The organism is Gardnerella sp. C0684A1 (assembly GCF_055326835.1).
In genome coordinates, this window is the sequence record NZ_JBLTSX010000003.1 from 228,450 (window position 1) to 253,429 (window position 24,980).

The 24,980-nt window shown below is 39.2% G+C and carries 14 protein-coding genes and 1 tRNA gene; 8 read left to right on the forward strand and 7 right to left on the reverse strand.

Annotation, left to right across the window (positions count from 1 at the left end; genetic code table 11):
• Positions 1–40: 40 nt before the first annotated feature.
• Together ACNEUN_RS04270 and ACNEUN_RS04275 are read left to right on the forward strand one after the other, a co-directional pair.
• Positions 41–2,536, forward strand: a complete 2,496-nt coding sequence (locus tag ACNEUN_RS04270; protein WP_463631040.1) for a histidine kinase — start codon at positions 41–43, stop codon at positions 2,534–2,536.
• Positions 2,537–2,545: 9 nt separating this feature from the next.
• Positions 2,546–3,271 (forward strand): response regulator, encoded by a 726-nt coding sequence (locus ACNEUN_RS04275; protein WP_427876772.1) that lies wholly within the window; start codon positions 2,546–2,548, stop codon positions 3,269–3,271.
• A gap of 80 nt (positions 3,272–3,351) precedes the next feature.
• Here ACNEUN_RS04275 and ACNEUN_RS04280 read toward each other — a convergent pair whose 3' ends face one another.
• The 4 genes from ACNEUN_RS04280 to ACNEUN_RS04295 all read right to left on the reverse strand — a co-directional run bounded on the left by ACNEUN_RS04280 (position 3,352) and on the right by ACNEUN_RS04295 (position 10,851).
• Positions 3,352–5,322, reverse strand: a complete 1,971-nt coding sequence (locus tag ACNEUN_RS04280; protein ID WP_463631042.1) for a chromosome partitioning protein ParA — start codon at positions 5,320–5,322, stop codon at positions 3,352–3,354.
• Between the two features lie 382 nt (positions 5,323–5,704).
• Complete coding sequence (locus tag ACNEUN_RS04285; RefSeq protein ID WP_463631044.1) at positions 5,705–8,398, reverse strand: ABC transporter permease; 2,694 nt, start codon at positions 8,396–8,398, stop codon at positions 5,705–5,707.
• Between the two features lie 18 nt (positions 8,399–8,416).
• On the reverse strand, positions 8,417–9,259 hold the full coding sequence (locus ACNEUN_RS04290; protein ID WP_427876766.1) for an ABC transporter ATP-binding protein: 843 nt from the start codon (positions 9,257–9,259) through the stop codon (positions 8,417–8,419).
• A 269-nt stretch (positions 9,260–9,528) separates the two neighbouring features.
• Positions 9,529–10,851, reverse strand: coding sequence for an O-acetylhomoserine aminocarboxypropyltransferase/cysteine synthase family protein (locus ACNEUN_RS04295; protein WP_463631047.1), 1,323 nt, complete (start codon positions 10,849–10,851; stop codon positions 9,529–9,531).
• Positions 10,852–11,145: 294 nt separating this feature from the next.
• On the opposite strand from ACNEUN_RS04295, the gene ACNEUN_RS04300 reads away from it, so the two are divergent.
• The 5 genes from ACNEUN_RS04300 (at position 11,146) to ACNEUN_RS04320 (ending at position 17,265) form a co-directional block, all read left to right on the forward strand.
• Positions 11,146–11,802 (forward strand): YraN family protein, encoded by a 657-nt coding sequence (locus ACNEUN_RS04300; protein WP_463631049.1) that lies wholly within the window; start codon positions 11,146–11,148, stop codon positions 11,800–11,802.
• Positions 11,802–13,427 carry a YifB family Mg chelatase-like AAA ATPase gene (locus tag ACNEUN_RS04305; protein WP_427876760.1) on the forward strand — a complete coding sequence of 542 codons (1,626 nt, stop codon included), beginning with the start codon at positions 11,802–11,804 and terminating at the stop codon, positions 13,425–13,427. Before ACNEUN_RS04300 ends, ACNEUN_RS04305 begins: the two co-directional genes overlap by 1 nt.
• Positions 13,424–15,013, forward strand: coding sequence for a DNA-processing protein DprA (gene dprA / locus ACNEUN_RS04310; protein ID WP_463631051.1), 1,590 nt, complete (start codon positions 13,424–13,426; stop codon positions 15,011–15,013). The genes ACNEUN_RS04305 and dprA overlap by 4 nt, the downstream gene beginning before the upstream one ends.
• 113 nt (positions 15,014–15,126) lie before the next feature.
• Entirely contained in the window at positions 15,127–17,139 is a 2,013-nt protein-coding gene (locus tag ACNEUN_RS04315) for an FAD-binding protein (RefSeq protein WP_463631053.1), read from the forward strand.
• A gap of 38 nt (positions 17,140–17,177) precedes the next feature.
• Positions 17,178–17,265 (forward strand) — tRNA-Leu (locus tag ACNEUN_RS04320).
• 277 nt (positions 17,266–17,542) lie between these two features.
• On the opposite strand, the gene ACNEUN_RS04325 is transcribed toward ACNEUN_RS04320, so the two are convergent.
• The 3 genes from ACNEUN_RS04325 to guaA form a co-directional block, all read right to left on the reverse strand.
• Positions 17,543–18,274: a GntR family transcriptional regulator gene (locus tag ACNEUN_RS04325; RefSeq protein WP_427877688.1), complete on the reverse strand. Its 732-nt coding sequence runs from the start codon at positions 18,272–18,274 to the stop codon at positions 17,543–17,545.
• Between the two features lie 202 nt (positions 18,275–18,476).
• Complete coding sequence (locus ACNEUN_RS04330) at positions 18,477–19,877, reverse strand: PTS ascorbate transporter subunit IIC (protein WP_463631056.1); 1,401 nt, start codon at positions 19,875–19,877, stop codon at positions 18,477–18,479.
• 533 nt (positions 19,878–20,410) lie between these two features.
• The gene (gene guaA / locus ACNEUN_RS04335; protein ID WP_427876752.1) at positions 20,411–21,973 is read right to left on the reverse strand and encodes a glutamine-hydrolyzing GMP synthase; all 1,563 of its coding nucleotides are present in this window, start codon (positions 21,971–21,973) and stop codon (positions 20,411–20,413) included.
• 411 nt (positions 21,974–22,384) lie between these two features.
• On the opposite strand from guaA, the gene ACNEUN_RS04340 reads away from it, so the two are divergent.
• Complete coding sequence (locus ACNEUN_RS04340; RefSeq protein WP_463631058.1) at positions 22,385–24,862, forward strand: phosphoketolase; 2,478 nt, start codon at positions 22,385–22,387, stop codon at positions 24,860–24,862.
• Positions 24,863–24,980 lie beyond the last annotated feature (118 nt).

Sequence of the window (24,980 nt, forward strand, 5' to 3'; positions counted from 1 at the left end):
TCGATTGTTCTATAAAGTGCTATGCACTAGCCTAGTAAATATGAAAGTACCTAATATGTTTCAAAGTGTTGTACAGCTCTTACGAAAAGAGCTCTCATTAAACGACATATTATTGGGTGTTATTTCATTTATTATTTTTACATTTTCAAGCAGTCGACATTCTATAAATTATGTTGACGGTTTATTAACACAACGCTCTTATATCACAATCACGCTTATAAATATTGTTATTGCAATATTACTTTCAGTACGCAAAATATGGCCGGAAGAAACAGCTATTATTTTTCTTATTATCTGCACAATACATATACTTTTTGGTCCAGCAATAGTCTTTGCTGATTTCTTTGGTTTTGTGCTGCTAGTTAATGTTATTGCACGCGGAAATACAGAACATACAAAAACATTTGTTACTGCAGCTTATATAACAACTGTGCTATCTTGCGTTGCAATATCGTGGAATGTTGTAATGGGATCAATATTTGGCAGCAATCATTCGAAATCTAGTTATACTTGCAGTGTACGAAATATAAATAGCAGTAATATAAAAGATTGCGTTTCAAATATACTTGATTTTTCGATTCCTTCCGTAGTTTTTGCAATTATTATTACTACTATTACTGTCATTATTGGCTACTGGCAACGCACTCACGTACATACTATTCAACTTTTACAAGAACACAATAACGCTATACGCACGTACCGCAGAAAGGCACAACATATTGCTGTTACAGCAGAACGAGCAAGAATTGCAAGAGATATGCACGATATTGTTGCTCACACACTTTCTATTATTATTGTGCAAGCTGATGGCGGACGTTACGCTGCGTCTCAAAACATTTTGCTTGCTAAAAAAACAATGCATATTATTAAAAATGAAGCTGAACGCGCAGTTCATGACATGAGACGAATGTTAGAAGCTTTAAACGATTCTTCTTCCCAAACCATAGATTGGGATCATGTACCATTACTTATTGAAAAAGCGCGCGTTGCCTCTCCAAATAATATTTTTTGGCATACAGTAAGCGGAATAAATTCTCAAAATAAACTCAACAAAGACGCACAAATTGTAGCGTATCGAGTCATCCAAGAAGCACTTAGTAATATTCGAAAGCACGCTGGAGACGGAGTCAAAGTAAATATTCACGAACAATGGAATAATCAGGGTCTTACTTTGAAGATTATTAACGAAATAAATAAAACAGAAGCAAAACAAGAGCACGATAGTAATCCAAAATCCACACACGGATACGGATTAATTGGCATGAGAGAAAGAATTGAGCATCTTCAAGGAAAATTAGATTATGAAGAAAAGAATGGAAAATTCAGTATTGTTGCATTTATTCCATATTCTTACGAAGATACTTCATCAAGCATGACTGATTCTCTAACATTTAAGAGCATTCAAGACAATACTATAAATAATGTAAAATCTAATGCTTCTAGCACAAAAACAGCACAAAATCCTGAATCTCAAACCGGTTCTACAAATAAAATTGAGCAATTATCACACTGGTTTGAACAACATTGGCTTGTTGGAGATATTATTTATGCCACGCCTTGGACGATTATTATGTTTTTCGTACCAACTTATGATTTTATTCTTGGTTCCAACATGACTTACAACTATTCCACGTCACTTTCTCTGCAAATGCTTTATAAAATATTTACGCTCACAACTATGATTCCATTGATGTTTCGCAGAAAAGCTCCAATTACCTGCGCAGTTATTGCTGCAACATTTTCTGCAATACAGCTAATATTCTTACCTAATATTTTGTTCGCTAATTTATTCATACCAAGCATTATTTACTCTGCAGTGCTTTACGGTAAGAAACGCACATGGCAATGGGTTAGCGCAACAGTGCTTGTAGAATGTGCTATTTTTGCAGTAAAAATTGGTATAGCTTCAAGAAATGTTCCACAAGATGTAAATAAAATACAACCTTTTACATCAAACCTAAACACTTTCAATTTTTATGACATTATGCAAATGGCGTCCGTTGGATTAGTTTTTGGATTTATAGTTGCGTTAATCTGTTTTACAGTTATTGCGTTCGCTTATTACCGCAGAAATGATGACAATAATTTATTGCTTCTAAAAGCACGTAGAACTGAGCTTGAAAAAGAACAAAAGCAGCTAGAAATACTTGCAGCAAACGCAGAAAGACAACGACTCAGTACAAATATTCAACAAAAAGTTACTGTTACATTGAATAAAGTAATTGATGCCGCAAACGACGGAATCAATATGCTAAATAAATACGAAAAAGAAAATAACAATATTGAAAATCAAAAGTATACAAAACTAGAACAAGCGCAAGAACAAAGTGAAACAATTAGTAAAGCTTTCAAAAATATTGGGGATGAAGGTCGCTCAGCACTGAAATACATGCGAAAATTACTCGGTATTTTGCGAGAAACAAGCTCTAGTGTTAATACAGAACACAATATTCCTAATACTGCTCCTATTACTAGAAGACCTGCGCCTTCACTTGAAGAACAAATTCAACACAATTTTATAAATAATAAAAATTAACTTGATACTATGGAAAATATGGAAAACACTAAAGTAATTCGAATTGCAATAGCAGACGATCAAGAGCTGGTTCGTGCAGGATTTGCTATGGTAATTAACTCACAAAAAGATATGCAAGTTGTAGCGCAAGCAGCAAACGGATTGCAAATAGTAGAACTTACAGAAAGTGAACATCCAGATATTATTTTGATGGACGTGCGCATGCCGATAATGGACGGCTTGGAAGCAACTCGAAAAATTTTGCAACAAAAATCTAATACTCACACTCGCATTATAATTTTGACAACTTTTGATCTTGACGAGTATGTTATGGCTGCAATTCATACAGGAGCTTCTGGATTCCTTCTTAAAGATACTGAGCCAGAGACTTTGCTTAATTCAATACGAACTGTGTATCAAGGAAATGCAATTATTGCACCAACCGCCACGAAACGTTTAATTGAATCTATGATTTCTAAGTCTAACGATGAAGAAATTGCAAAAGAAGAAATTGCGACTAAAAACGAGCAAAATACAAATATTTACGATTCTTGCTTAAATGATTTGACTGATCGCGAGCGTGAAGTGCTAATTGAAATTGCTCACGGACTTTCGAATCAGGAAATTGCTAGCAAACTATTTATTAGCTTGCCAACAGTTAAAACTCATGTCGCTCATATTTTGGGGAAGATAAACGCTAGAGATAGAGTTCAAGCTGTAGTTTTCGCTTACGAAAATAACTTAGTTCGGCCATAAAAATATAAAAATGCGGCTATTTATGCATAAGACGCAAATAGCCGCAAATTAAGATTATTTCTTACTAGATTATTTAATTTTTAAGCCTTAGGAAGGCGACGGTGACGCATAAATGTTACTCCTGCAGCAGCAGCACCAGAAATAGTTAGCGCACCCAAAACACCCAACATTATAGTGCTAAGTGTATTAGAAGAAGGCTTGTTTTCAGATGTTGCAATAGCCTGAGCCTTTGGATTTTCACTTACAGTATCCGAAATCTTTTCGTCAGCTTCTTCAACAATTTCGTTATTATCTTCAGCCTTATTAGAATCTTCTTCTGAAATTTGAGATTCAGTTGACTTATCTGCTTGCGAAGTATTGTTTGACGGAGCCTTCTCTACTGCTGGAGCAGCAGAAGACTGTGCTACTGCCTTACTCTGCACTGCTGTCCTATCTTGTGCAACAGCAGGAACTTGAACAACAGCTTTACTTTGAGATGTTACTGCAGAAGAAACCTTTTTAACTGCTTCAAAAATTGGAGTTAATACATTATTAGTATTAGTAACAGCAGTATTAACTTCAGGTGCCGAAGGAGCAGAAGGTTCTACAGAAACAGCAGGAGCTGAATTATCTTCAACTTGAACTTCTGGCACTGCTGGGTCAACAGGAACAACAGAAGCAGGTGGCATAGCTGGAGCTTTAACAGACGGAGCTGGAATCTTAGCTTCAGGTACTGCAGGAGCAGGAGCAGTTACTTTCGGAGCAGATGTTTCAGGAACTGGAGTAATAGGAGCAGTCTGTTTTTCAGATTCTTTTGCCTCATTATTACCAGCAGAGCTGCTGCTATTTTGCTGATTCTTTTGAGCTTTTTCCTGTTCCAATTGAGCTTTAAGAGTAACAACTTTAGCTCTAGCTTCCTCAAGCTTCGTTTCTGCGTCTCTTAAAGAATTTTCAGCTTGCTTTTTTAGTTCATTATTCTTGGCTCTTGCATCAGGCTGATTATTTTTAAATGCTTTAGCACCCTCAACACCATTTCTTAACGACTTAATTTTTTGGCTTAGCGCATCACCTTCGCCAACTAATTTATAGTTCTCAATAATATTATTAAGAAGCTTTGTTTCAGACTCAGCTTTCTTTACTTCAGAATCTTTACTGTTAGAAGCTTCAAGCTTTTTGGCTACATCCTTTTTAGACTTCTCAATTTGGTCTTTAATCTTTTGAAGTTCTTCACGTGCTTGTTCAAATTCTTGCTGTGCTGCTTTGAAAAGATTTTCTAAATCTTTCACAGTTCTTTGTTTATCAGCAACAGATTTCTTATTCCCTTCAACCTTTCTGCTAAGCGCAACTTGATCATTAGAAATATTTTTAAACTGTTCCGCTATAGAATAAATATTACCGCCATTATTTTGATCCGGTTTTCCTAATGCAGATTCTAATTCATCGATTTTTGTATCATACTCTCTAATTTTAGCAGAATCACTTGCAATAGATTCATTGAGAGAATCTACTTCTTTGTGAAGATTTGAAATCTGTGATTCATACTTATTTACGTTAGCTGCAGCTCTTTCTTTTACTTGGCTTTTTTCTTGTTCATTATTTTGCAAATCGTCAAGAGCTAATTTTGCATTATCATATTGCTCTTTTAAAGATTCATACGCTTCTTTTAATCCATTAAGCTCAATCTCTTTTTCTTTTTTGGATCTTTCAAATTCTGCGACCTTTGCTTTTGCATCTTCTGCACTCATTTTAGATGCTTTTTCAGCTTCTAAAAGTTCCCTTTCTCTAATTTTCGCAACGTTTTCAGCTATTTTTTCAGTCTTATCGATGTTATTTAAAGTTTCGTCAAATCCTGCAACTTTTTTCTTATAGTCTTCAATTTGAGCTTCTAATTGCTTAACTTGCTCTTCAGCTTTTTCAATTGCTTTTTCAGTAGACGCTTTAACAGTCGCCTCTGTTTGAACTTGTGTATCTACAACCTCAGCAGCTTCTTGCGCCCACGCTGGCATTGGGCTTTGCATTAACAATAAGATTCCTGCAATTGCTGCGGCAGATTTTTTATTGACCGTTACCATATTTTTCTACTCCTTGCTCGTAGCGGCCTTCATGTCTAACTTATGTCAGCAGTCATTATTTAGCATAACAAAGGAATAAATACATTTTCAATGCTATTTATTCGGAATATTTACGATAAAACTTGTCATAATGAATAATAATCGTATTATTTTTGAAAATTACTAATAAAAAATGCTATTTTTATACATAATATTATATTTATTGCATAATTATGCATAAGTTTTGATAAAAAATAATAATGATAATACAAATATTTTCAGAGTGTCGCGTAAATAAAAGAAAAATATAATGCCGATGCGTAAATATGCGCATCGACATTATATTTATTTCCCAACAACTTAACTTATGCAAACTATCTTTTCACAGATAGCTTTTTGTAATCTATTCTTCCGCGAGCGCAACTACTGGCGAAGACTTCACTGCTCTACGAGCTGGAAGCACGCTAGAAAGAAGCGCTGCAAGCAAAGCAATTAGAGCAAGAACCGCATAAATAGTCCAATCGACTACAAACGGAACTTTGCCAATTACGCTAAACACCATGTAGGATCCAATCCACCCAAACGCTGTTCCAACAATCAAGCCAGAAACAGTGCTTGTTAAGGAAATCAACGTTGCTTCCAACGCAAGAGATCTTCTAACCTGGCCTCTTGTCATGCCTATTGCGCGCAAAGTTGCAGATTCTTTGGTTCGCTCAATAACAGACAAGCTTAATGTGTTTGCAACACCTATTAAGGCAATCACAACAGCTACAGCTATTAATCCAATGAACACCATCATAATCGTATTGATAGCACTCTCCCACGTTGCACGCTGGAATACGCTTCCACTAGTCACAACCTCAGCATAATTAGATGTAACATTTCGAATGTTTTTAACAATATCTATAAGATTAGCTTTGCTAGAATCTACCGAAATAAGCAGCATATGCGTTGTAGGCTTAAGATAGTTATTGAAGTATGATTTGCTCACAAAAGCGGTATTATTTGAATGCACACCAACATTTCGATACTTCTTAAACTGAACTTGCTTTACGGTAATGTTCTTATCGTTATTACTAGAGTCCGTATTCATACCAGTGAATGGCGTAATATTACCATCATCTGTTTCACCAGAACTGTACTTTTCTACGTAAGCTTGTAAATTCAGGTCTCCTTCTTTAAGGCTAAAAGGCTTTCCACCCTCACTGTCAAACTTAGGCAAAAGCACAGAATCTTTCTTTATTTCAACGCCATCAAGATCAGTATGCATTACATTTCGAAGTTGATCTGCATTATCAACTCCAGCTACCATAGCGTACTCAGTTTTGCCTTTGGCGTTCTTAAAAGTCATAGGAACCGCAGGAAGCAACTCAGTATGCTTTATTCCACTAATCTTTGAAATATCGGCAACTAGAGACTCGTCAACATTCTTGCCTTGAACAATAATGTCAACACTGTATCTATCATCAACAAAACCTTTAAGAGTTGCTTTACCACACGTTGCGCCCATTACCACTGTTGAAACAAGCGTTACACCTATAAGCAAAGCAGTTCCAGTTGCTGCAACTCTTCTAGGATTTCGCTGCACATTTGCGTTAGCAACTTTAGATGCTGGCCCACAAAGTGCCATGATTGCGCCGGTCGTCTTCATAGCTAGCGGCATCCAGAATGTGGCTGTCATAACAATACCAATGAACACAAGCGCGCATCCAAACATTGCTCCAAGCAAAGTCATCCAAGAATCAGAACCAGCATTAGGTGATTTTTGAGCAATCATATTTGACAAAGCATTAACGCTTAAAGCAGTAAATACAACACCTACAACAATAAATAGAACGCCAAAAACTGCTCGAACAATACTAGCTCGCTTATCTTTAATCAAATCCATTGGTCGCAATGCTTCCATAGGCGTTACTTTTGTAGCAGACCTAGCAGCACCAATAGACGCAAGAACCGTTACTATCACGCCAATTACAATTGGCCACACAATTGCTGAAAGTGAAACAATCAAAGGAAGCCTAGATAATGGGCCAGAATTAATGTTTACGTTACTAATAACGCCCATAAATCCGATTGCACAAAGCACACCAACACTTGCAGAAATAACTCCGAGTATTGCAGCTTCAAGCAAAACTGCAGAATAAAGCTGGTGCGACTGCGCGCCAATTACGCGCAAAAGCGCAAGAGTGCGTCTGCGTTGAGCAACCAAAACTTGGAATGTGTTTGCTATTACAAGCGAAGAAACCAGCAAAGCTAGAATACCAAATGACAACAGGAACATAACCACGAAATTAGTGCCGTTGGACACATCTCGAACAACTTTTACACCAACTTCATGCCTAGACATAAAAGAGAATTTCTCTGGAAGCAAAGCGTTAATTTTAGGAGCTAAATCACTTGCTTTCGCATCATCAACACTCATATATACTTTGTTTTGCACAACTTGATCGTCAAAATTTTTAAGATTGTTGAGTTTTGCAGAAAAATCATTCGTTATACCACCAAGATACATGCCGCGATATGAAGTTGGTATTTGAGAATGTTCTCCATCGTCTACAAGACCAACCACATGAACATCGTATGATTTTTCATTATTCCCACCAGTATCATCTACTTTAACCAAAGTTACAGCATCACCAATATTTGCATGTATTGATTTAGCAACACTTTTAATAAGTGTAATTTCGCCTATTTTTTGCGGATCTCTACCTTCTGTTGATTTATACACAGGAAGATTACCATACAAGCCAGTAGACCAAGCAATACTTGTAACTGATTTATCGCCTTTTTCTACTCTTACAAGAGTAGACGTATCGTCACTACGGATAGCGTTAACACCAGGCATCTTCGATATTTTGTCTAAGTGAAGATCTTTATAATGGATTTCACTACTCGGAGAACTGTTAGGATTCTTAAATGAGATTGCATAATTTGCGCTACCGAATTCTTCTGTTGCGTTACGAGCCATCAAGTCGTCAACACTATTTACAAAAAGCAAAGTAGCGCTCATAAACATGCTGCCTATAAGAATTGCAATTCCAGAAGCTATTAGCATGCGTGAGCTTTTACGCATAAGTTTTAGTGCGATTTTCCACATTCTAACTTCACCACCTTGTTATTGCAATTGAGACGGTTGATTATTAATATGATCTACTTCGCTTCTTTCCATAAGCATTTTGCTCATGCCTTCTGCAGTAGGGTGATATACATCTTCAACGATTTGACCATCTGCAAATACGATTGCTCTATCTGCATAAGACGCTGCAACAGCATCGTGAGTAACCATAATCACAGTTTGACCAAGCTCTGTTACCGACTTCTTCAAGAAATGCAAAACTTCTGAACTAGAAGCAGAATCGAGATTACCAGTAGGCTCGTCTGCAAAAACTACGGAAGGCTTAGAAATCAAAGCGCGCGCAATAGCAACTCTTTGACACTGACCGCCAGAAAGTTCAGCAGGCCTATGCTTTAAACGATTTTGCAAGCCAAGAGTATTAACCAGGATGTCAAACCATTGCTTATCTGGCTTTTTGCCTGCCAAAGTAAGAGGCATAAGAATATTTTGCTCAGCACTAAACATTGGAAGAAGATTAAAACTTTGGAAAATAAATCCAACCATTTCGCGTCGCATAAGTGTAAGCTGCTTATCGCTCATGCCTGTAATATCTAGGCCATCTACCAAAACTTTCCCAGAATTAACACTGTCAAGACCAGCCAAAGAGTGCATTAAAGTTGACTTTCCAGATCCAGACGGGCCCATAATCGCCGTGAATTTTCCACGCTCAAAACTAACGCTTACATCTCGCAAAGCGTGAACAATGCCCGCACCCTTGCCAAAATCTTTAACAACATGCAAAGCTGCAACCGCTGTTTCACCAATCAAGTTCTGATTAAAATCTGCTCTAGAATCTAAAGCATTTTCTCGCTCGTATGAGCTTGTTTCGTACGAACTGTTCATAACTGCTCCTTTTCTTAAAAAGTAGTAATCGCATAGTTAATATGTTGCTAATACTTAATTTACGCGAAAAGAAAGCTTTCTACTATCGTACGTAAGGCGGAAATTATTTAGAAAAAATTATCGTCTCATACTAAAGTATGATGCGCAAATTTACAGAATATATAAACAAAAATCGGAGCACATACAAATACAATATGCGCTCCGAATAAAATGGTAATGGATCTTCAGGAATATTTTTTAATTAATAACTTTTGTTTTCTCTTTTCTATTTAAGCAAGACCTGCTTTACGAACCGCGTCAAATCCACGCTGCAAATCAGCAAGAATATCGTCAATATGTTCAGTTCCAATAGACAAACGAATAGTGCCTTCATGAATACCCTGATCTTCCAATTCTTCAGGAGTTTCCTGAGAGTGCGTGGTAGATGCAGGGTGAATAACCAACGACTTCACGTCAGCAACATTTGCAAGAAGTGAGAAAAGCTGTAAATTGTCAATAAATACGCGAGCTGCATCCCTTCCACCTTTAATATCAAAGGTGAAAATAGAGCCTCCACCATTCGGGAAATAACGCTTATAAAGCTCGTGATCAGAACGACCTTCAATAGAAGGATGACTTACAGACTCAACTTCTGGCACAGTTTGCAAATATTGAACAACTTTCAACGCATTCTCAACGTGACGCTCAACACGCAAGCTCAAAGTTTCCGTGCCTTGCAAAAGCAAGAATGCTGCAAACGGGCTAATGCAAGCACCAGTATCGCGCAAAATAATCGCACGAATACGCGTAACAAAAGCTACAGATCCTAAAGCTTCATAGAAGTTCAAACCATGGTAGCTAGGATCAGCTTCCGTAAGAGTTGGGAATTTTCCAGGAACTTTAGCCCAATCGAAATTACCGCCTTCAACAATAACGCCACCAAGAGTTGTACCATGACCGCCAATAAACTTCGTAGCAGACTCAACTACAATATCTGCACCATGCTCAAGTGGACGGAAAAGGTATGCAGTTGCGAAAGTGTTGTCAACAAAAACAGGAAGATTGTGACGATGAGCAATCTCGGAAATAGCCTCAAAATCAGGCAAATCGGCGTTAGGATTGCCAAAAGTTTCAAAGTACACTAGCTTCGTATTTGGCTGAATAGCATCCTCGAAGTTTTGAGGATTCTTAGGATCCACAAAAGTAGTTGTTACACCATCTCTAGGAAGAGTATGGCGAAGAAGGTTATAAGTTCCACCATACACATTCTTTGAAGACACGATGTGATCGCCCTGCTGCGTGATGTTACGAATAGCATAATCTACAGCTGCTGCACCAGAAGCAACAGCCAAAGCTGCAGTTCCACCTTCAAGAGACGCAATTCTACGCTCAAAAACATCTTGAGTAGAATTCGTTAAACGACCATAAATGTTTCCAGCATCACGCAAATCAAAACGAGCTGCAGCATGATCAAAATCATGGAATACGTAGCTTGTTGTTTGATAAATAGGAACTGCACGAGAATCAGTTGCCGGATCCGCCTGCTCTTGACCAACATGCAATTGCAAAGTTTCAAAATGATACTTTCCTTGCGCTTCTTCAGTATTGCTCATAATACCCCTCCTCGAATCGATTTTTCGCTTACTAATCTTTTAATAACATTGCAAAACTATGCTCAGCTATTTTTGCTAGTGATACGACATTAAACTATGAACAACAAGATAACAAACGTATCGTTATCAGCTTTACCTATAACGCATTCTCAAAAGCGCAAGTTTATGCGAAAAATTTTCTAAAAAATATTCAACAAAATACTGAAAAATGAACGCAACACGCCGACGCAGAGCCTGTATCCACAATAAGCAAAAAACATAGCTTAACTACTCAAACAATGATGAAATTGCGACATGTTGAAGAATAATTATGCGTTTGGCGGAACGCTTGAAGACGCCGAGTACAACGTGCAAAAACATGTTGTAAACCACCGCAATGAGGATTATTACACCGGGTGCGACTACGAATATCAAAACATAGATAATGCTATCGATCAAATATCTAAACAACTTTTCGAACACTCAATAGGCAATAAAGAACTAGGCGTTTGTGGAGAAAAGTATGCTGCACTACGACTAATACAAAAAGGATGGAAAATCATAGATAAAAATTGGCATAGCAAAATCGGAGAACTAGATATCATAATGCTTACTCCCAATAAAACTATCGTGTTTGTGGAAGTAAAAACTAGACGAAACACAAATTACGGTACTCCACTTGAAGCAGTTAGCGTAGAAAAACAGCGAAAAGTAAAAAGAACCGGAATGCAATGGTTGCGTGAACATGGATCAGAAATACCGCACAGAAGCATACGGTTTGACATTGTTTCAATATTAGTAGTTTCAAAATACACGTACTCTGACAGTGCTCTTACTTTTCAAACACTTCAGGAGATACGAGAGAACAATCAAAATACTTACATCAACTCGAGCATGAAAGAAAATAGCACGAAAATAGATCCAATTCACGATAAAGCAATCGAATTTACACACCTTACAGGAGCTTTCTAATGGTTATTGGCAACGCACTTTCCGTAGGATTAATCGGATTAAAAGCTTTTACTATACAATTACAAGCATTCATATCGAGCGGAACAGTTGGATTCTCTATAATCGGTCTTCCAGACACCTCACTAAGCGAAGCTCGAGAACGAGTAAAATCAGCGTACACTGCTCTTCACTGCAAGTGGCCAGATAAGAGAGTTACAGTGAACTTATCCCCTGCTTCTATGCCAAAAAGCGGCTCCTCCTACGATTTAGCTATAGCAGCGAGCATTCTTGCGGCAGAAGGAATACTTCCACTTAAAGAATTAGATAAAACAGTTATATTAGGCGAATTAAATTTGGACGGAACTATACTACCTATCCAAGGAATACTTCCAATATCGCTATACGCTAAAAATCAAGGAATGAAACGACTTGTTATTCCGAGAGAAAATATGAAGGAAGCGAAATTACTAGAAGGTATAGAAGTAATAGACGTTCATCACATTGTAGATTTAATAACCCAACTTAACGGAAAACTTCCCGAAGAGTCACTAAAACTTATAGAAGAAGACACTATATATAAACGTATTCGCATAAATGAAAGAAAAATAAACGAAAATATAGAAAATTCTGAATCAAATGGAAAAGATATTTCCCCATCAGGTACAGGAATTTATAACAAAATCGGCGACATGTCGGAAGTAATCGGACAAGAGCATACAAAATGGGCTTTGCAAGTTGCTGCAGCAGGAGGACATCACGTGATGATGATTGGTCCTCCAGGCTCTGGAAAAACTATGCTCGCATCTAGATTGCCTAGTATCATGTGCCCACTTAATGAGAACGAGCAGCTAGAAGTAGCATCTATAAGATCTCTTTGTGGAACTTTGCCATATTACGGTATTAGTGACATACCTCCATTTGAAGCTCCGCACCACACTTCTTCAGCAGCATCACTTATTGGAGGAGGAGCTGGATTAGCAAAACCGGGTCTTATTACTAGAGCACATTGCGGAGTACTTTTTATGGATGAAGCTCCTGAATTCTCACCAAGAGTTTTACAAACTTTACGAGAACCACTAGAGTCTGGTTTCATAGCAGTATCACGCTCTAAAGGAACGGCATTTTATCCTGCAAAATTCCAGCTAGTAATTGCAGCAAACCCATGCCCTTGCGGATACGCTTATGGAAACGGCGAGCGCTGCACTTGCAAAGAAAAAGATCGAATACGATATTTTTCAAGACTTTCCGGACCTATTTTAGATCGTATTGATATTCAGATGGACGTTCCTCCGGTTGAGCATATAACCACATCTTCACGCGATCATAAACAATACGAGTCGAAATCAACTGTGCTAACTAGCGAAATGATGCGAAAAACTGTGATTACAGCACGCCTGACAGCACAGGAAAGATTTAAAGAACAAGGATGGAATTGTAATGCTAAAGCTTCAGGAACCTGGCTTCGAAAAAATACTTCAACTCAGGCAATTTCTCTTATAAATCGCGCTTTAGAAAAACATCAATTGAGCTTACGAGGAGCAGATCGTGCACTGCGTCTTTCGTGGACTTTGGCAGATCTTGCTGGACACACTTCACCAGACGTATCTGATGTAGCTCAAGCAATTAGTTTAAGGACAAGATTATGAACACAGTTAGCAAACAAGGTATAAAACTTGATAACCAGGAAAACTTGTACTCACCAGATGAAGAAACATTAGCGCGAGCTATTCTTACTTTTTGTTTAGAAGGCGCTGATGCGATTATGTACGCTTTATTACTTGGAGCGCAAAAGGCTCAACTAATTGTTGAAGCTTTACGAGCAATTTCTGATGATATACAAAAGCATATGTTAAAACCAAAAGCAGAACAAATGCAGTTTGCTTTTACTTCACAATGTGCTCAAAACGATGAGGAATCTGCAAAAAATACTATAGATAAATCAATTCAACAGAGCCGCCAAGAAATTATGAAAATTATTAAGCAAAATGATTTTACTAAACGTTTAGAACACTACTTCAAAATAGGTCTTAATGCTTGGGGAAATAAAAAAGCGAACGATACACAAACTGATATTGCTTTACACAAATCAATATCGATATGGTGTATGCGTTTAATTCATATTCCTACATGGGATACACAACATTTGAAATCATGGTTTACAATGTCTTCAAAACAGTGGATTGTGGCTCCACACAGCCCTTACTGGCCTAAACAGTTGCAAGATTTAGCAATTCGCGGACAATGGGCGCCACCTTTATGCTTATGGGGTATTGGAAACCCATACGCACTCGTACAATGCAGACAACCTCTTGCTATAGTAGGCTCGCGAGGGTGCACAGATTATGGACACGATCTTGCATACCATTTTGCTTACTCATGCGCATCAAAAGGGCATAGCATAATTTCTGGAGGAGCTTTTGGAATAGATGCTGCAGCACATTGGGGTGCATTAGATGCTTTAAGTTCAAATATTGGATCCACTCTGCCAATTGGAAGAACAATAGCAGTTTTTGCAGGTGGATTAAATAATATTGGACCTAGCTCTAATAAAATTCTTTTTGATTCGATTGTTGAAAACGGTGGTGCTTTAATTAGCGAACTTTGCCCAGACACAACGCCTATAGCTCGTCGTTTTCTTCTGAGAAATAGAATTATTGCGGCTCTAGCATCTAAAGTAATAGTTACTCAGGCGCGAGCTCGTTCCGGAGCACTAAATACTGCTACTTGGGCATCAGATTTAAACCGTGAACTTTACGCTGTTCCAGGAGATATAACTAGTCCTCACAACACAGGATGCAACAATATTATTCATGAAGGAAAAGCAATAATGATTCGTTCTAAATATGATATTGAAGAAATATTTCCAACATCTCACCATTACATTTCATCAACTCAATCAAATTATTCACCAAAGATATCTAAAGTAGAACGCGAAGAACAATCTAATAATCAAAATGAAGCAAAAGAAGATACCAGTAATTCTGATAAAACTGTGACTTTTGATTGCAAAAATTCATTGCAAGAACAAATTATTACAGCGATACGCAAATGTAGAAGAAAGAAGGAAGATGCAACTGTAGATACAGTGTATTCCGAAATAGTTACATGCTATAAAAATACTTCAAGTAACGAAAATGCTCCTTCTATAGCTGAAGTTTCAGGAATCATAACAATGCTTGAATTAGACGGTATTATTAAACGAAACAATGAAAACTTAGTTATTACTAAATAGTTGGTTAAGTAAAAATAATATAGCAGAAAAGATTACTCACTACTATGCGTACAATTAAAGCTAGTAACTTGCCACAATAATATGAGAAATATGTAAGATTGTGAGAAAACAGTATGCAGGCAGAATCTAACAAGCAGCGCAAATTACCTGAAACTTTATTACTACACGAAAACTACGATGCAGTTATTGTCGGTTCAGGAGCTGCAGGACTTTGCGCAGCGCTTGGGTTTATAAGATCAAAAGCATACGAAAAGCTCATAGAAGCTGGCAAAAGACCTAGTATTCTTGTGCTATCAAAATTACAAGCATTACGTTCACACACAGGCTCTGCTGAAGGTGGAATTGCAGCAAGCCTGGGAAATGTTACTAAAGATTGCTGGCAATGGCATTATTACGATACTGTTCGAGGAGGAGATTGGCTTAGTGACCAGGATGCAGCAAAAATTCTTGCTTTTAATGCGCTCGATACAGTAGTTGAATTGGAGCATGATGGTGTTGCTTTTTCGCGAACACTCGACGGCCATATTAATCAGCGTCGATTCGGAGGACATACTGCTCACTTTGGTAAAGAACCTATAGAACGCGCGGCATACGCAGCCGATAGAATTGGGCATCAAATTTTATACTCACTTTGGCAACAATGTGTAGCAAATAACGTAAGTTTTATAGAAGAATGTTACGTAACAGATATTGCTATAAATAAAGAAACTCACAGCGTAGAAGGTTTAGTAGCATTACACGAACCTACAGGTAAATTACATGAAATAAAAAGCTCTTGCATACTTTTAGCAACAGGCGGAGCAGGCCGCATTTTTGCGACAACTTCAAACTCTTGGGATTTAACCGGCGACGGAATGGCACTTGCTTTAAATGCTGGATTACAGATTGAAGATTTGGAATTTGTACAATTCCACCCTACTGGCCTTTCTCATACTGGAATACTGCTTTCTGAAGCAGCTAGAGGAGAAGGTGGGATTCTTCGTAACTCCTTAAGCGAAGCTTTTATGAAAAAATATGATCCAATTCACGCTGATTTAGCCCCTAGAGATGTAGTTAGTAGAGCAATTGTAGCTGAAGTTGATGCTGGACGCGGTATTGCAGACATTAACGATAATAAATCTAGAAAAGATTGCGTCTGGCTAGATATGACCAGCATAAGCAAAGAAAAAATATTAAGCGTATTGCCACAAGTAAACGAAACTGTACAACAGTATGCACATATGGATCCTACTAAAGATTTAATTCCAATTCGTCCTACTGCACACTACACAATGGGCGGAATACCAACTACTTTAAATGGAGAAGTATATACTTGGGATGGAAAAAACCAGACTATTATTAACGGGCTGTACGCTGCAGGTGAATGCGCATGCGTAGGAGTGCATGGAGCTAATCGTTTGGGTGGAAATTCACTTTTAGACGCTTGCGTTTTTGGTAAACTCGCAGGATTAAATATGGCAGAATTGTTGCTAAAAAATTGCAGTAACGAAAACAAACTAGATTATCACGCAGAAACACTTAAAAATACATCTAAAAATCGCATCGATTTCCTAAACAACGTGCTTTTTGAAAACGAAAAGAATTGCGATAATCAAAAATCAGATTGCAATAATAGTTCTTATAAAACTGACGGAAATGAGAATAAAGAATTAGATTCAACAAAACTACTCAAAGATGATGATACAAACCCTTATGAGATACTTAAGAATCTAGAAAATATTATGGAAAATGCTGCAGCAGTAAGATGCAGCGAGAATACACTGAAAACAGCATTATCAGTATTAAAAAATCAGATAATTCCAAAAGCAAAATCTTTACGCGCACACACTACTTCGCTTGTATTAAACCAAGAATTATGCGCAATTATGGAACTTAATAATATGCTTACTCTTTCAGAGAGTTTATTAGTAGCTTCTCTAGCACGTCATGAGTCACGCGGATCGTTTAATAGACTCGATTATCCAAGAAAAGATACTGAAAATGTTCCTAATCATTCATTTATTGATAAGTCCGGTAATGTAATAAATAAGCCTGTTAAAATTGTTGATTTTCAACCATATGAGCCTGTTGACGATAAATTTATTACAAAAATAGACAAAATTGCAACACGCCGAAGCGAAGAATAAAAAAAGATGTTATAGTCTTATCTGTTGTCTAAAACAACGTCCGGGTGGCGGAATGGTAGACGCGCTAGCTTGAGGTGCTAGTGCCTATTTGTTACAGGCGTGCGGGTTCAAGTCCCGCTCCGGACACGATGTGATGTCTCAGCGGATTTATTCTCATATTCCGCTGAGATTTTTTATTTTTCATCATAATCTTAAACTCATATTCCAGCTTTTGCAGCGCGCGCAGAATACTACACGCACAAAAATTAATAAGACCCTAACGTATTACAAAAATACGCTAAGGCCTTATCGCAAGCAAAATACTAAAAGCACTCGTGTTCAAAACTGCCACTATAAAATAAAAGCAAATACAGTAAAACACAAACCCGTTGAAATACTTTGCTTATTACTTTACGTTTATTTATTACTTAGATTGAGAATGCAGATTGAACTTAATTTCCCCACTATAAGGAGAGTAAATTGCAACGCCAAAAGTTACTATAGTGCCAAATTTATCTTTTACTATAGAACTTGCTGCTAATGCAGGAGTATCTACTGGAAGATTGAGAATATCTGCCATTGATTCACAAACGCGTTCAACACGAACTTTAACTTCGTTTTCTACAAGCTGAACAGCATAAGCGTTAAAAAGAAAGTCGCTTAAAGTTTCCTTATTAAAATTGTTCGTGAGTACTTTCGGAAATCGAGAAGCCGATAAATACATAACACTGTAATGCGCAACTACATCATCAACATAACGCAAACGCTTCAAACAAATCAACTCATCAGAAGGATTTAACCCAAGTCGTATTGCTGCGTCTTCATCTTTAATGACGTCGTTTTCTATAACTTCTACTCTGATTTTAGATTCAGGTGAAGCACAGTGTTCATAAAATCCCTGTGCACAATCAGAAAATATAGACCGATTGCTACTACTAATAATTTTAGGAGAGCGGAAAGTACCCCTACCCTGCTCACGAATAAGTAAACCCTCAGAAATAAGATTATCAACAGCATGACGCAATGTTATACGACTAACATTGTAATGCTTACATAATTCTAATTCTGTAGGTAATTGTTCCTCAGGGTCCATTGCTTCTATGCGCTGACGAAGGTTATTGCGCACAGCAATGTATTTAGGAATACCGTCTGCCAATACTATCACTCTCCTATGTATTCAAATATTAGATATGCAAAAAGCCGTTACCACTAGCGTGCATAAGCGCGCAAAGTGTAATAACGGCTCATGTAAAACTAATAACTCGTCTCATCCTACAGTATTACCATAAAACAAACAAATCTATGTTAAAATAAACAATTTCGAATGATATGAGAATTAATTTTGTTTTATTTCGAAGTTATATAGACTTTTCTAAATTTTCCTTTATTCTCTTACTACGAATTTTCTCATTGCGAGTAATAAGTATTGATGAAGCGTAGAACAATACTACAGAAATAAGTATCAAAGCTATTAACACTACGCGACCACCAACAATGTTGACATAACCAAGAGTTACACCAACAACACCATAATCAGCATCAGAATACGTAGAATTTGCGCTTCCCAAGTTTCCTAATACAGGAAGAAGGAACAAAGGAAGGAATGTAATGAAAAGACCGTTTATAAATGATGCAATTACGCATCCACGCCTACCACCTTGACCATTGCCAAACACACCAGCAGCACCACCGGCCATAAAGTGAGCGACAATTCCAGGAATAATAATAGTTGTTCCTAACCCGATCATTACTGCCATACCAATTAATCCTCCAGCAAAACTGGAAAGGAAGCCGATCAAAACAGCATTCGGAGCGAAACCAAAAGTCATAGGAGCATCTAATGCAGGACGAGCATTTTTTACCAGCTTTTCAGATATACCTTTGAATGCTGGAACAATTTCATCCAAAACAACCTGAACGCCTGCAAGTATAACGTATACGCCTGCAGAGAATTCAGCAGCCTTCAAAATAACGAATACAATAAAGTTCTGTCCATGAGACAATTGAGTTTCAACGTAGGTAGCTCCTGCAAATAATGCAACAGTAACATAAATTACAGCCATAGAAAGGGCAATTAGTACAGTAGTATCTTTCAAGAAACCAAGAGCTGCAGGGAATTTAATATCTTCTGTAGAAGGCGATGGACGCTTCTTTGAAGCAGTGAGCTTAGCAACTAATGCGCCTAAAGCAACTCCAGTGCCAGCAGGATGACCTAAAGCAACGTCATCTTTACCAGAAGCTTTTCTCATAAATGGCTGAACAAGCGCAGGGGAAATAGTAGTAAACAAGCCTTGAGCAATAGATCCCCACAACAAAACTTCCCACGTGCTAAATCCTGCAACATTGAAGATAACAGCAAGCATACTTGCCATGTAAAAAGCTACGTGACCTGTTAAGTAAATGAATTTGAAACGAGAAGTAATAGAAAGGATGATATTAACAATCATGCCAAAGAAGAAGATAATCGCTGATTCTGAACCATACTTGAGCAATACAGTTCCAATAATCGCTTCATTATTTGGAACTACGCCTTGTACATGGAAAGCATGCTGGAACATGATTCCAAATGGATTAAGCGCTTCGGTAATAACACCAGATCCAGCAGCCAGAACCAGGAAGCCAACTAATGTACGAATTGAACCTTGCAAAATATCTGAGAATTTCTTTCTCTGAACCGCAAGTCCTATGAAGGAAATAAGTGCAACTATTACAGATGGTTGCCTAAAAATATCGAGTAACACTGACAGAACGCCGTCCACGTAACTCTCCTTACCTATATTTCAATCGATATAGTTTCGATATGGTTGAGCGGTTTTACGTAGTTATTGGCAGTAAAAATATCTTACAAACTTCGCAAACGATACCGTAGGCGAAACTATTCGAAATTCACGGATAGTTTCGTAGCACAGTAAAACTACACATACAAAATTAACGGTTCCGCAATGAAGCAAAGTAGTAAGAGCTACTACGAGCAGTAGTTTTTACACCCAGCCAACAACTACTGTTACAGCTCATACTGTTGTTTCATGTCTTTTTCATTGTATCGTTAAAACATTATAAATGATTAAAATAACGCTATTTATTACTAAAATATTTATAAAATAGTAATAAAATCCGGAAATTTATCTGTTTTTAAAAAATTCGACACGCCATTAATACAGAAAAAAGCGTTCCATTTTTCATGAAACGCTTCATTTTAAAGAAATTTTTACAGTTTTTATCAAGAATAAACAAATGTTTTACAGTATAAACAAATGTTTATATTTTGGCAGTTTTTATCTCACTTAAGCTGTCACTCCCACTCAATAGTTGCAGGCGGCTTAGAAGTGACATCCAGAACAACTCGATTAATTTGACGACATTCATTCGTGATTCGAGTAGAAATCTTGGCTAGAACATCGTACGGAACTCGCGACCAATCAGCAGTCATAGCATCCTCAGAGCTTACTGGACGAAGCACAATAGGAGAACCATACGTGCGCTCATCTCCCTGAACTCCAACAGAATGAACATCTGCAAGCAACACAACTGGGCATTGCCAAATATCGCGGTCTAATCCAGCTTTAGAAAGCTCTTCTCTTGCAATAGCATCTGCTTCACGAAGCACAGCTAAGCGCTCGCGTGTAATTTCACCAACTATACGAATACCCAAACCTGGACCAGGGAATGGTTGACGCCACACAATCTCATCTGGAAGACCAAGCTCAGTACCAATAGCTCGAACTTCATCTTTAAATAAAGTACGCAAAGGTTCGATAAGCTTGAACTTCAAATCTTTTGGCAAACCGCCGACGTTGTGATGCGACTTAATATTTGCAGCACCGTCTCCACCGCCAGATTCTACAACATCTGGGTAAAGCGTGCCTTGCACAAGGAACTTAACTTCTGCTCCAGTTTTACCAGCTTCTTCAATAACCTGACGCTGAGCTTTTTCGAATGTGCGAATAAACTTTTCGCCAATAATCTTGCGCTTGCGCTCCGGCTCGCTCACGCCTTTAAGAGCATCCAAAAAGTCATCTTCTGCATCCACAGCAATAAGCTTAATTCCAGTGGCTTCAACAAAATCATGCTTAACCTGCTCAACTTCGCCTTTACGAAGCAAACCATGGTCAACAAAAACGCAAGTAAGCTGATCACCAATTGCTTTATGCACCAAAGCTGCAGCAACAGCTGAATCAACTCCACCAGAAAGACCACAAATAACTTGCGCATTCCCAACTTCTGCGCGAATCTTAGCAACCTGATCTTCAATAATGTTAGAAGGATTCCAATTATTATCTAATCCTGCACACTTATGTAAGAATGTAGAAATAAGTTCCTGGCCCAATGGAGTGTGCTTTACTTCTGGATGCCACTGAACTCCATAAAGTTTGCGACTTTCATCCTGCATTGCGGCAACTGGAGCACCCTGAGTATGCGCTAATACTGTAAAACCTTCAGGAGCGCTTTTAACCGCAACACCGTGGCTCATCCATGTATTTTGTTCAACAGGAGAATTTGCAAGCAAGCCTTCAGAATCATCAATAGTCGCAGAAGTTTTACCATACTCACCGAGAGCAGCTTTATCTACATCTCCACCGAGCTCATGAGCCATAACCTGGAATCCGTAGCAAATTCCAAGCACAGGAACACCTGCTTCAAAAATCTTGGTATCAATTCTAGGAGCACCCTCTTCATATACTGATGCAGGACCACCTGAAAGAATAATAGCTTGAGGATCTTTTGCAAGCATCTCATCAACAGGCATAGAGTGAGGCACAAGTTCCGAGTACACATTTGCTTCTCGTACTCTTCTTGCAATAAGTTGAGCATACTGAGCGCCGAAATCAACAACAAGAACCGGACCTTTTGCCATGATTCTCCTTATATATATGGTACGTTGCTTAAACAGCAACGCACATAGAGGACGTATATATCAGTAAATTATTGCGTTGCGCAATTCCTATAATACTAGTTGCGCTTTTAGACGTTACGTTTGTGCGAAACGCCGTAAATGAACAAAGTATAAAAATACAGAACCGTAGTAATACAAGGAAGTTAACATAGAATATAACATAAATGATACTTTTGAACAGTTTTTTATGAACACTTTAACACATTTTTTCAACAAATTCGCACGCAGTAAGTAATCAAACGAACAAAAGTCAGACGCTGGCACTATACTGAAACGGATGGAAAAAGAGCTGAATACATTTGTTTTTCAGCTTCTATAACCAAATGGTAATGATCAAATTGCACTGAAAAGTGCTTGAGTACAGGAGTACACATGACGAGTCCTGTTATTGGCACACCTTGGAAGAAGCTCAACGCTCCAGTTTCCGAGGCTGCTATCGAAGGCGTAGATAAGTACTGGCGTGTTGCCAACTATCTTTCAATCGGCCAAATTTATCTTCGTAGCAACCCTCTAATGAAGGAGCCGTTTACTCGCGAAGACGTTAAGCATCGTCTAGTGGGCCACTGGGGCACCACTCCAGGCCTTAACTTCCTTATCGGCCACATTAACCGTTTCATTGCTGAGCATCAGCAGAACACTGTGATTATCATGGGTCCAGGCCACGGCGGCCCAGCTGGTACTGCTCAGTCCTACCTCGATGGCACTTACACTGAGTACTATCCAAAGATCACCAAGGACGAAGCTGGTTTGCAGAAGTTCTTCCGCCAGTTCTCTTACCCAGGTGGTATTCCTTCTCACTTCGCTCCTGAAACCCCAGGTTCCATCCACGAAGGTGGCGAGCTTGGTTATGCACTCTCCCACGCTTACGGCGCTGTTATGAACAACCCAAGCTTGTTCGTTCCAGCAATCGTCGGCGACGGCGAAGCTGAAACCGGTCCTTTGGCTACTGGTTGGCAGTCCAACAAGCTTGTCAACCCACGTACCGATGGTATCGTTCTTCCAATCTTGCACTTGAACGGTTACAAGATTGCTAACCCAACTATTCTTTCCCGTATTTCCGACGAAGAGCTTCACGAGTTCTTCCACGGTATGGGCTACGAACCATACGAGTTCGTTGCTGGCTTCGACGATGAGGATCACATGTCCATTCACCGTCGCTTCGCCGACATGTTCGAGACCATCTTCGACGAGATTTGCGATATCAAGGCTGAAGCTCAGACCAACGACGTAACCCGTCCATTCTACCCAATGATCATCTTCCGCACCCCTAAGGGTTGGACTTGCCCTAAGTTCATCGACGGCAAGAAGACTGAAGGTTCTTGGCGTGCACACCAGGTGCCACTGGCATCTGCTCGCGACACCGAAGCTCACTTCGAGGTTTTGAAGAACTGGATGAAGTCCTACAAGCCTGAAGAGCTCTTCAATGAAGATGGCAGCATTAAGGAAGACGTTCTTTCCTTCATGCCACAGGGCGAACTTCGTATTGGCCAGAATCCAAACGCCAACGGTGGTCGTATCCGCGAAGATCTTAAGCTTCCAAACCTTGACGATTATGAGGTTAAGGAAGTTAAGGAATTCGGTCACGGCTGGGGTCAGCTCGAAGCTACCCGTCGCCTTGGTGTTTACACCCGCGACGTAATCAAGAACAACCCAGATTCCTTCCGTATCTTCGGACCAGATGAGACCGCTTCCAACCGTTTGCAGGCTGCTTATGAAGTAACCAACAAGCAGTGGGACGCAGGCTACCTCTCCGAATTAGTCGATGAGCACATGGCAGTTACCGGTCAGGTAACCGAGCAGCTCTCCGAGCATCAGATGGAAGGCTTCCTCGAGGCTTACTTGCTCACCGGTCGTCACGGCATTTGGAGCTCCTACGAGTCCTTCGTACACGTTATCGACTCCATGTTGAACCAGCACGCAAAGTGGCTCGAAGCTACAGTTCGTGAGATTCCATGGCGTAAGCCAATCTCCTCCATGAACTTGTTGGTATCCTCTCACGTATGGCGTCAGGATCACAACGGATTCTCCCATCAGGATCCAGGCGTAACTTCTGTTCTTTTGAACAAGACCTTCAACAACGATCACGTTATCGGCATTTACTTCCCAGTAGATTCCAACATGTTGCTCGCTGTTGGTGAGAAGGTTTACAAGTCCACCAACATGATCAACGCAATCTTCGCTGGTAAGCAGCCAGCTGCTACTTGGTTGACCCTCGACGAAGCTCGCGAAGAGCTCGAGAAGGGTGCTGCTGAGTGGAAGTGGGCTTCCAACGCTAAGACCAATGACGAAGTTCAGGTTGTTCTCGCTGGTATCGGCGATGTTCCACAGCAGGAATTGATGGCCGCTGCCGACAAGTTGAACAAGCTTGGCGTTAAGTTCAAGGTCGTTAACATTGTTGACTTGCTCAAGTTGCAGTCCGCTAAGGAAAACAACGAGGCTTTGACTGACGAAGAGTTCACTGAGCTCTTCACCGCTGACAAGCCAGTCCTTCTCGCTTACCACTCCTATGCACATGACGTTCGCGGCTTGATCTTCGATCGTCCAAACCACGACAACTTCAACGTCCATGGCTACAAGGAGCAGGGCTCCACCACCACGCCATACGACATGGTTCGCGTTAACGACATGGATCGTTACGAGCTTACCGCTGAAGCATTGCGCATGGTTGACGCCGCTAAGTATGCCGACGAAATCAAGAAGCTCGAGGACTTCCGTCTCGAGGCCTTCCAGTTCGCTGTTGACAAGGGCTACGATCACCCAGACTACACCGATTGGGTGTGGCCAGGCGTTAAGACCGACAAGCCAGGCGCTGTCACCGCTACCGCTGCAACCGCTGGCGATAACGAGTAGTTTTAAGCTGATAAAGTTAAAACTGGTTAAATAAACATTTCGGGAGTTAGTCCAAACGGATTAACTCCCGATTTATATAAAAAAATAAAAACACAAAAAATATACTAAGCAACAACTA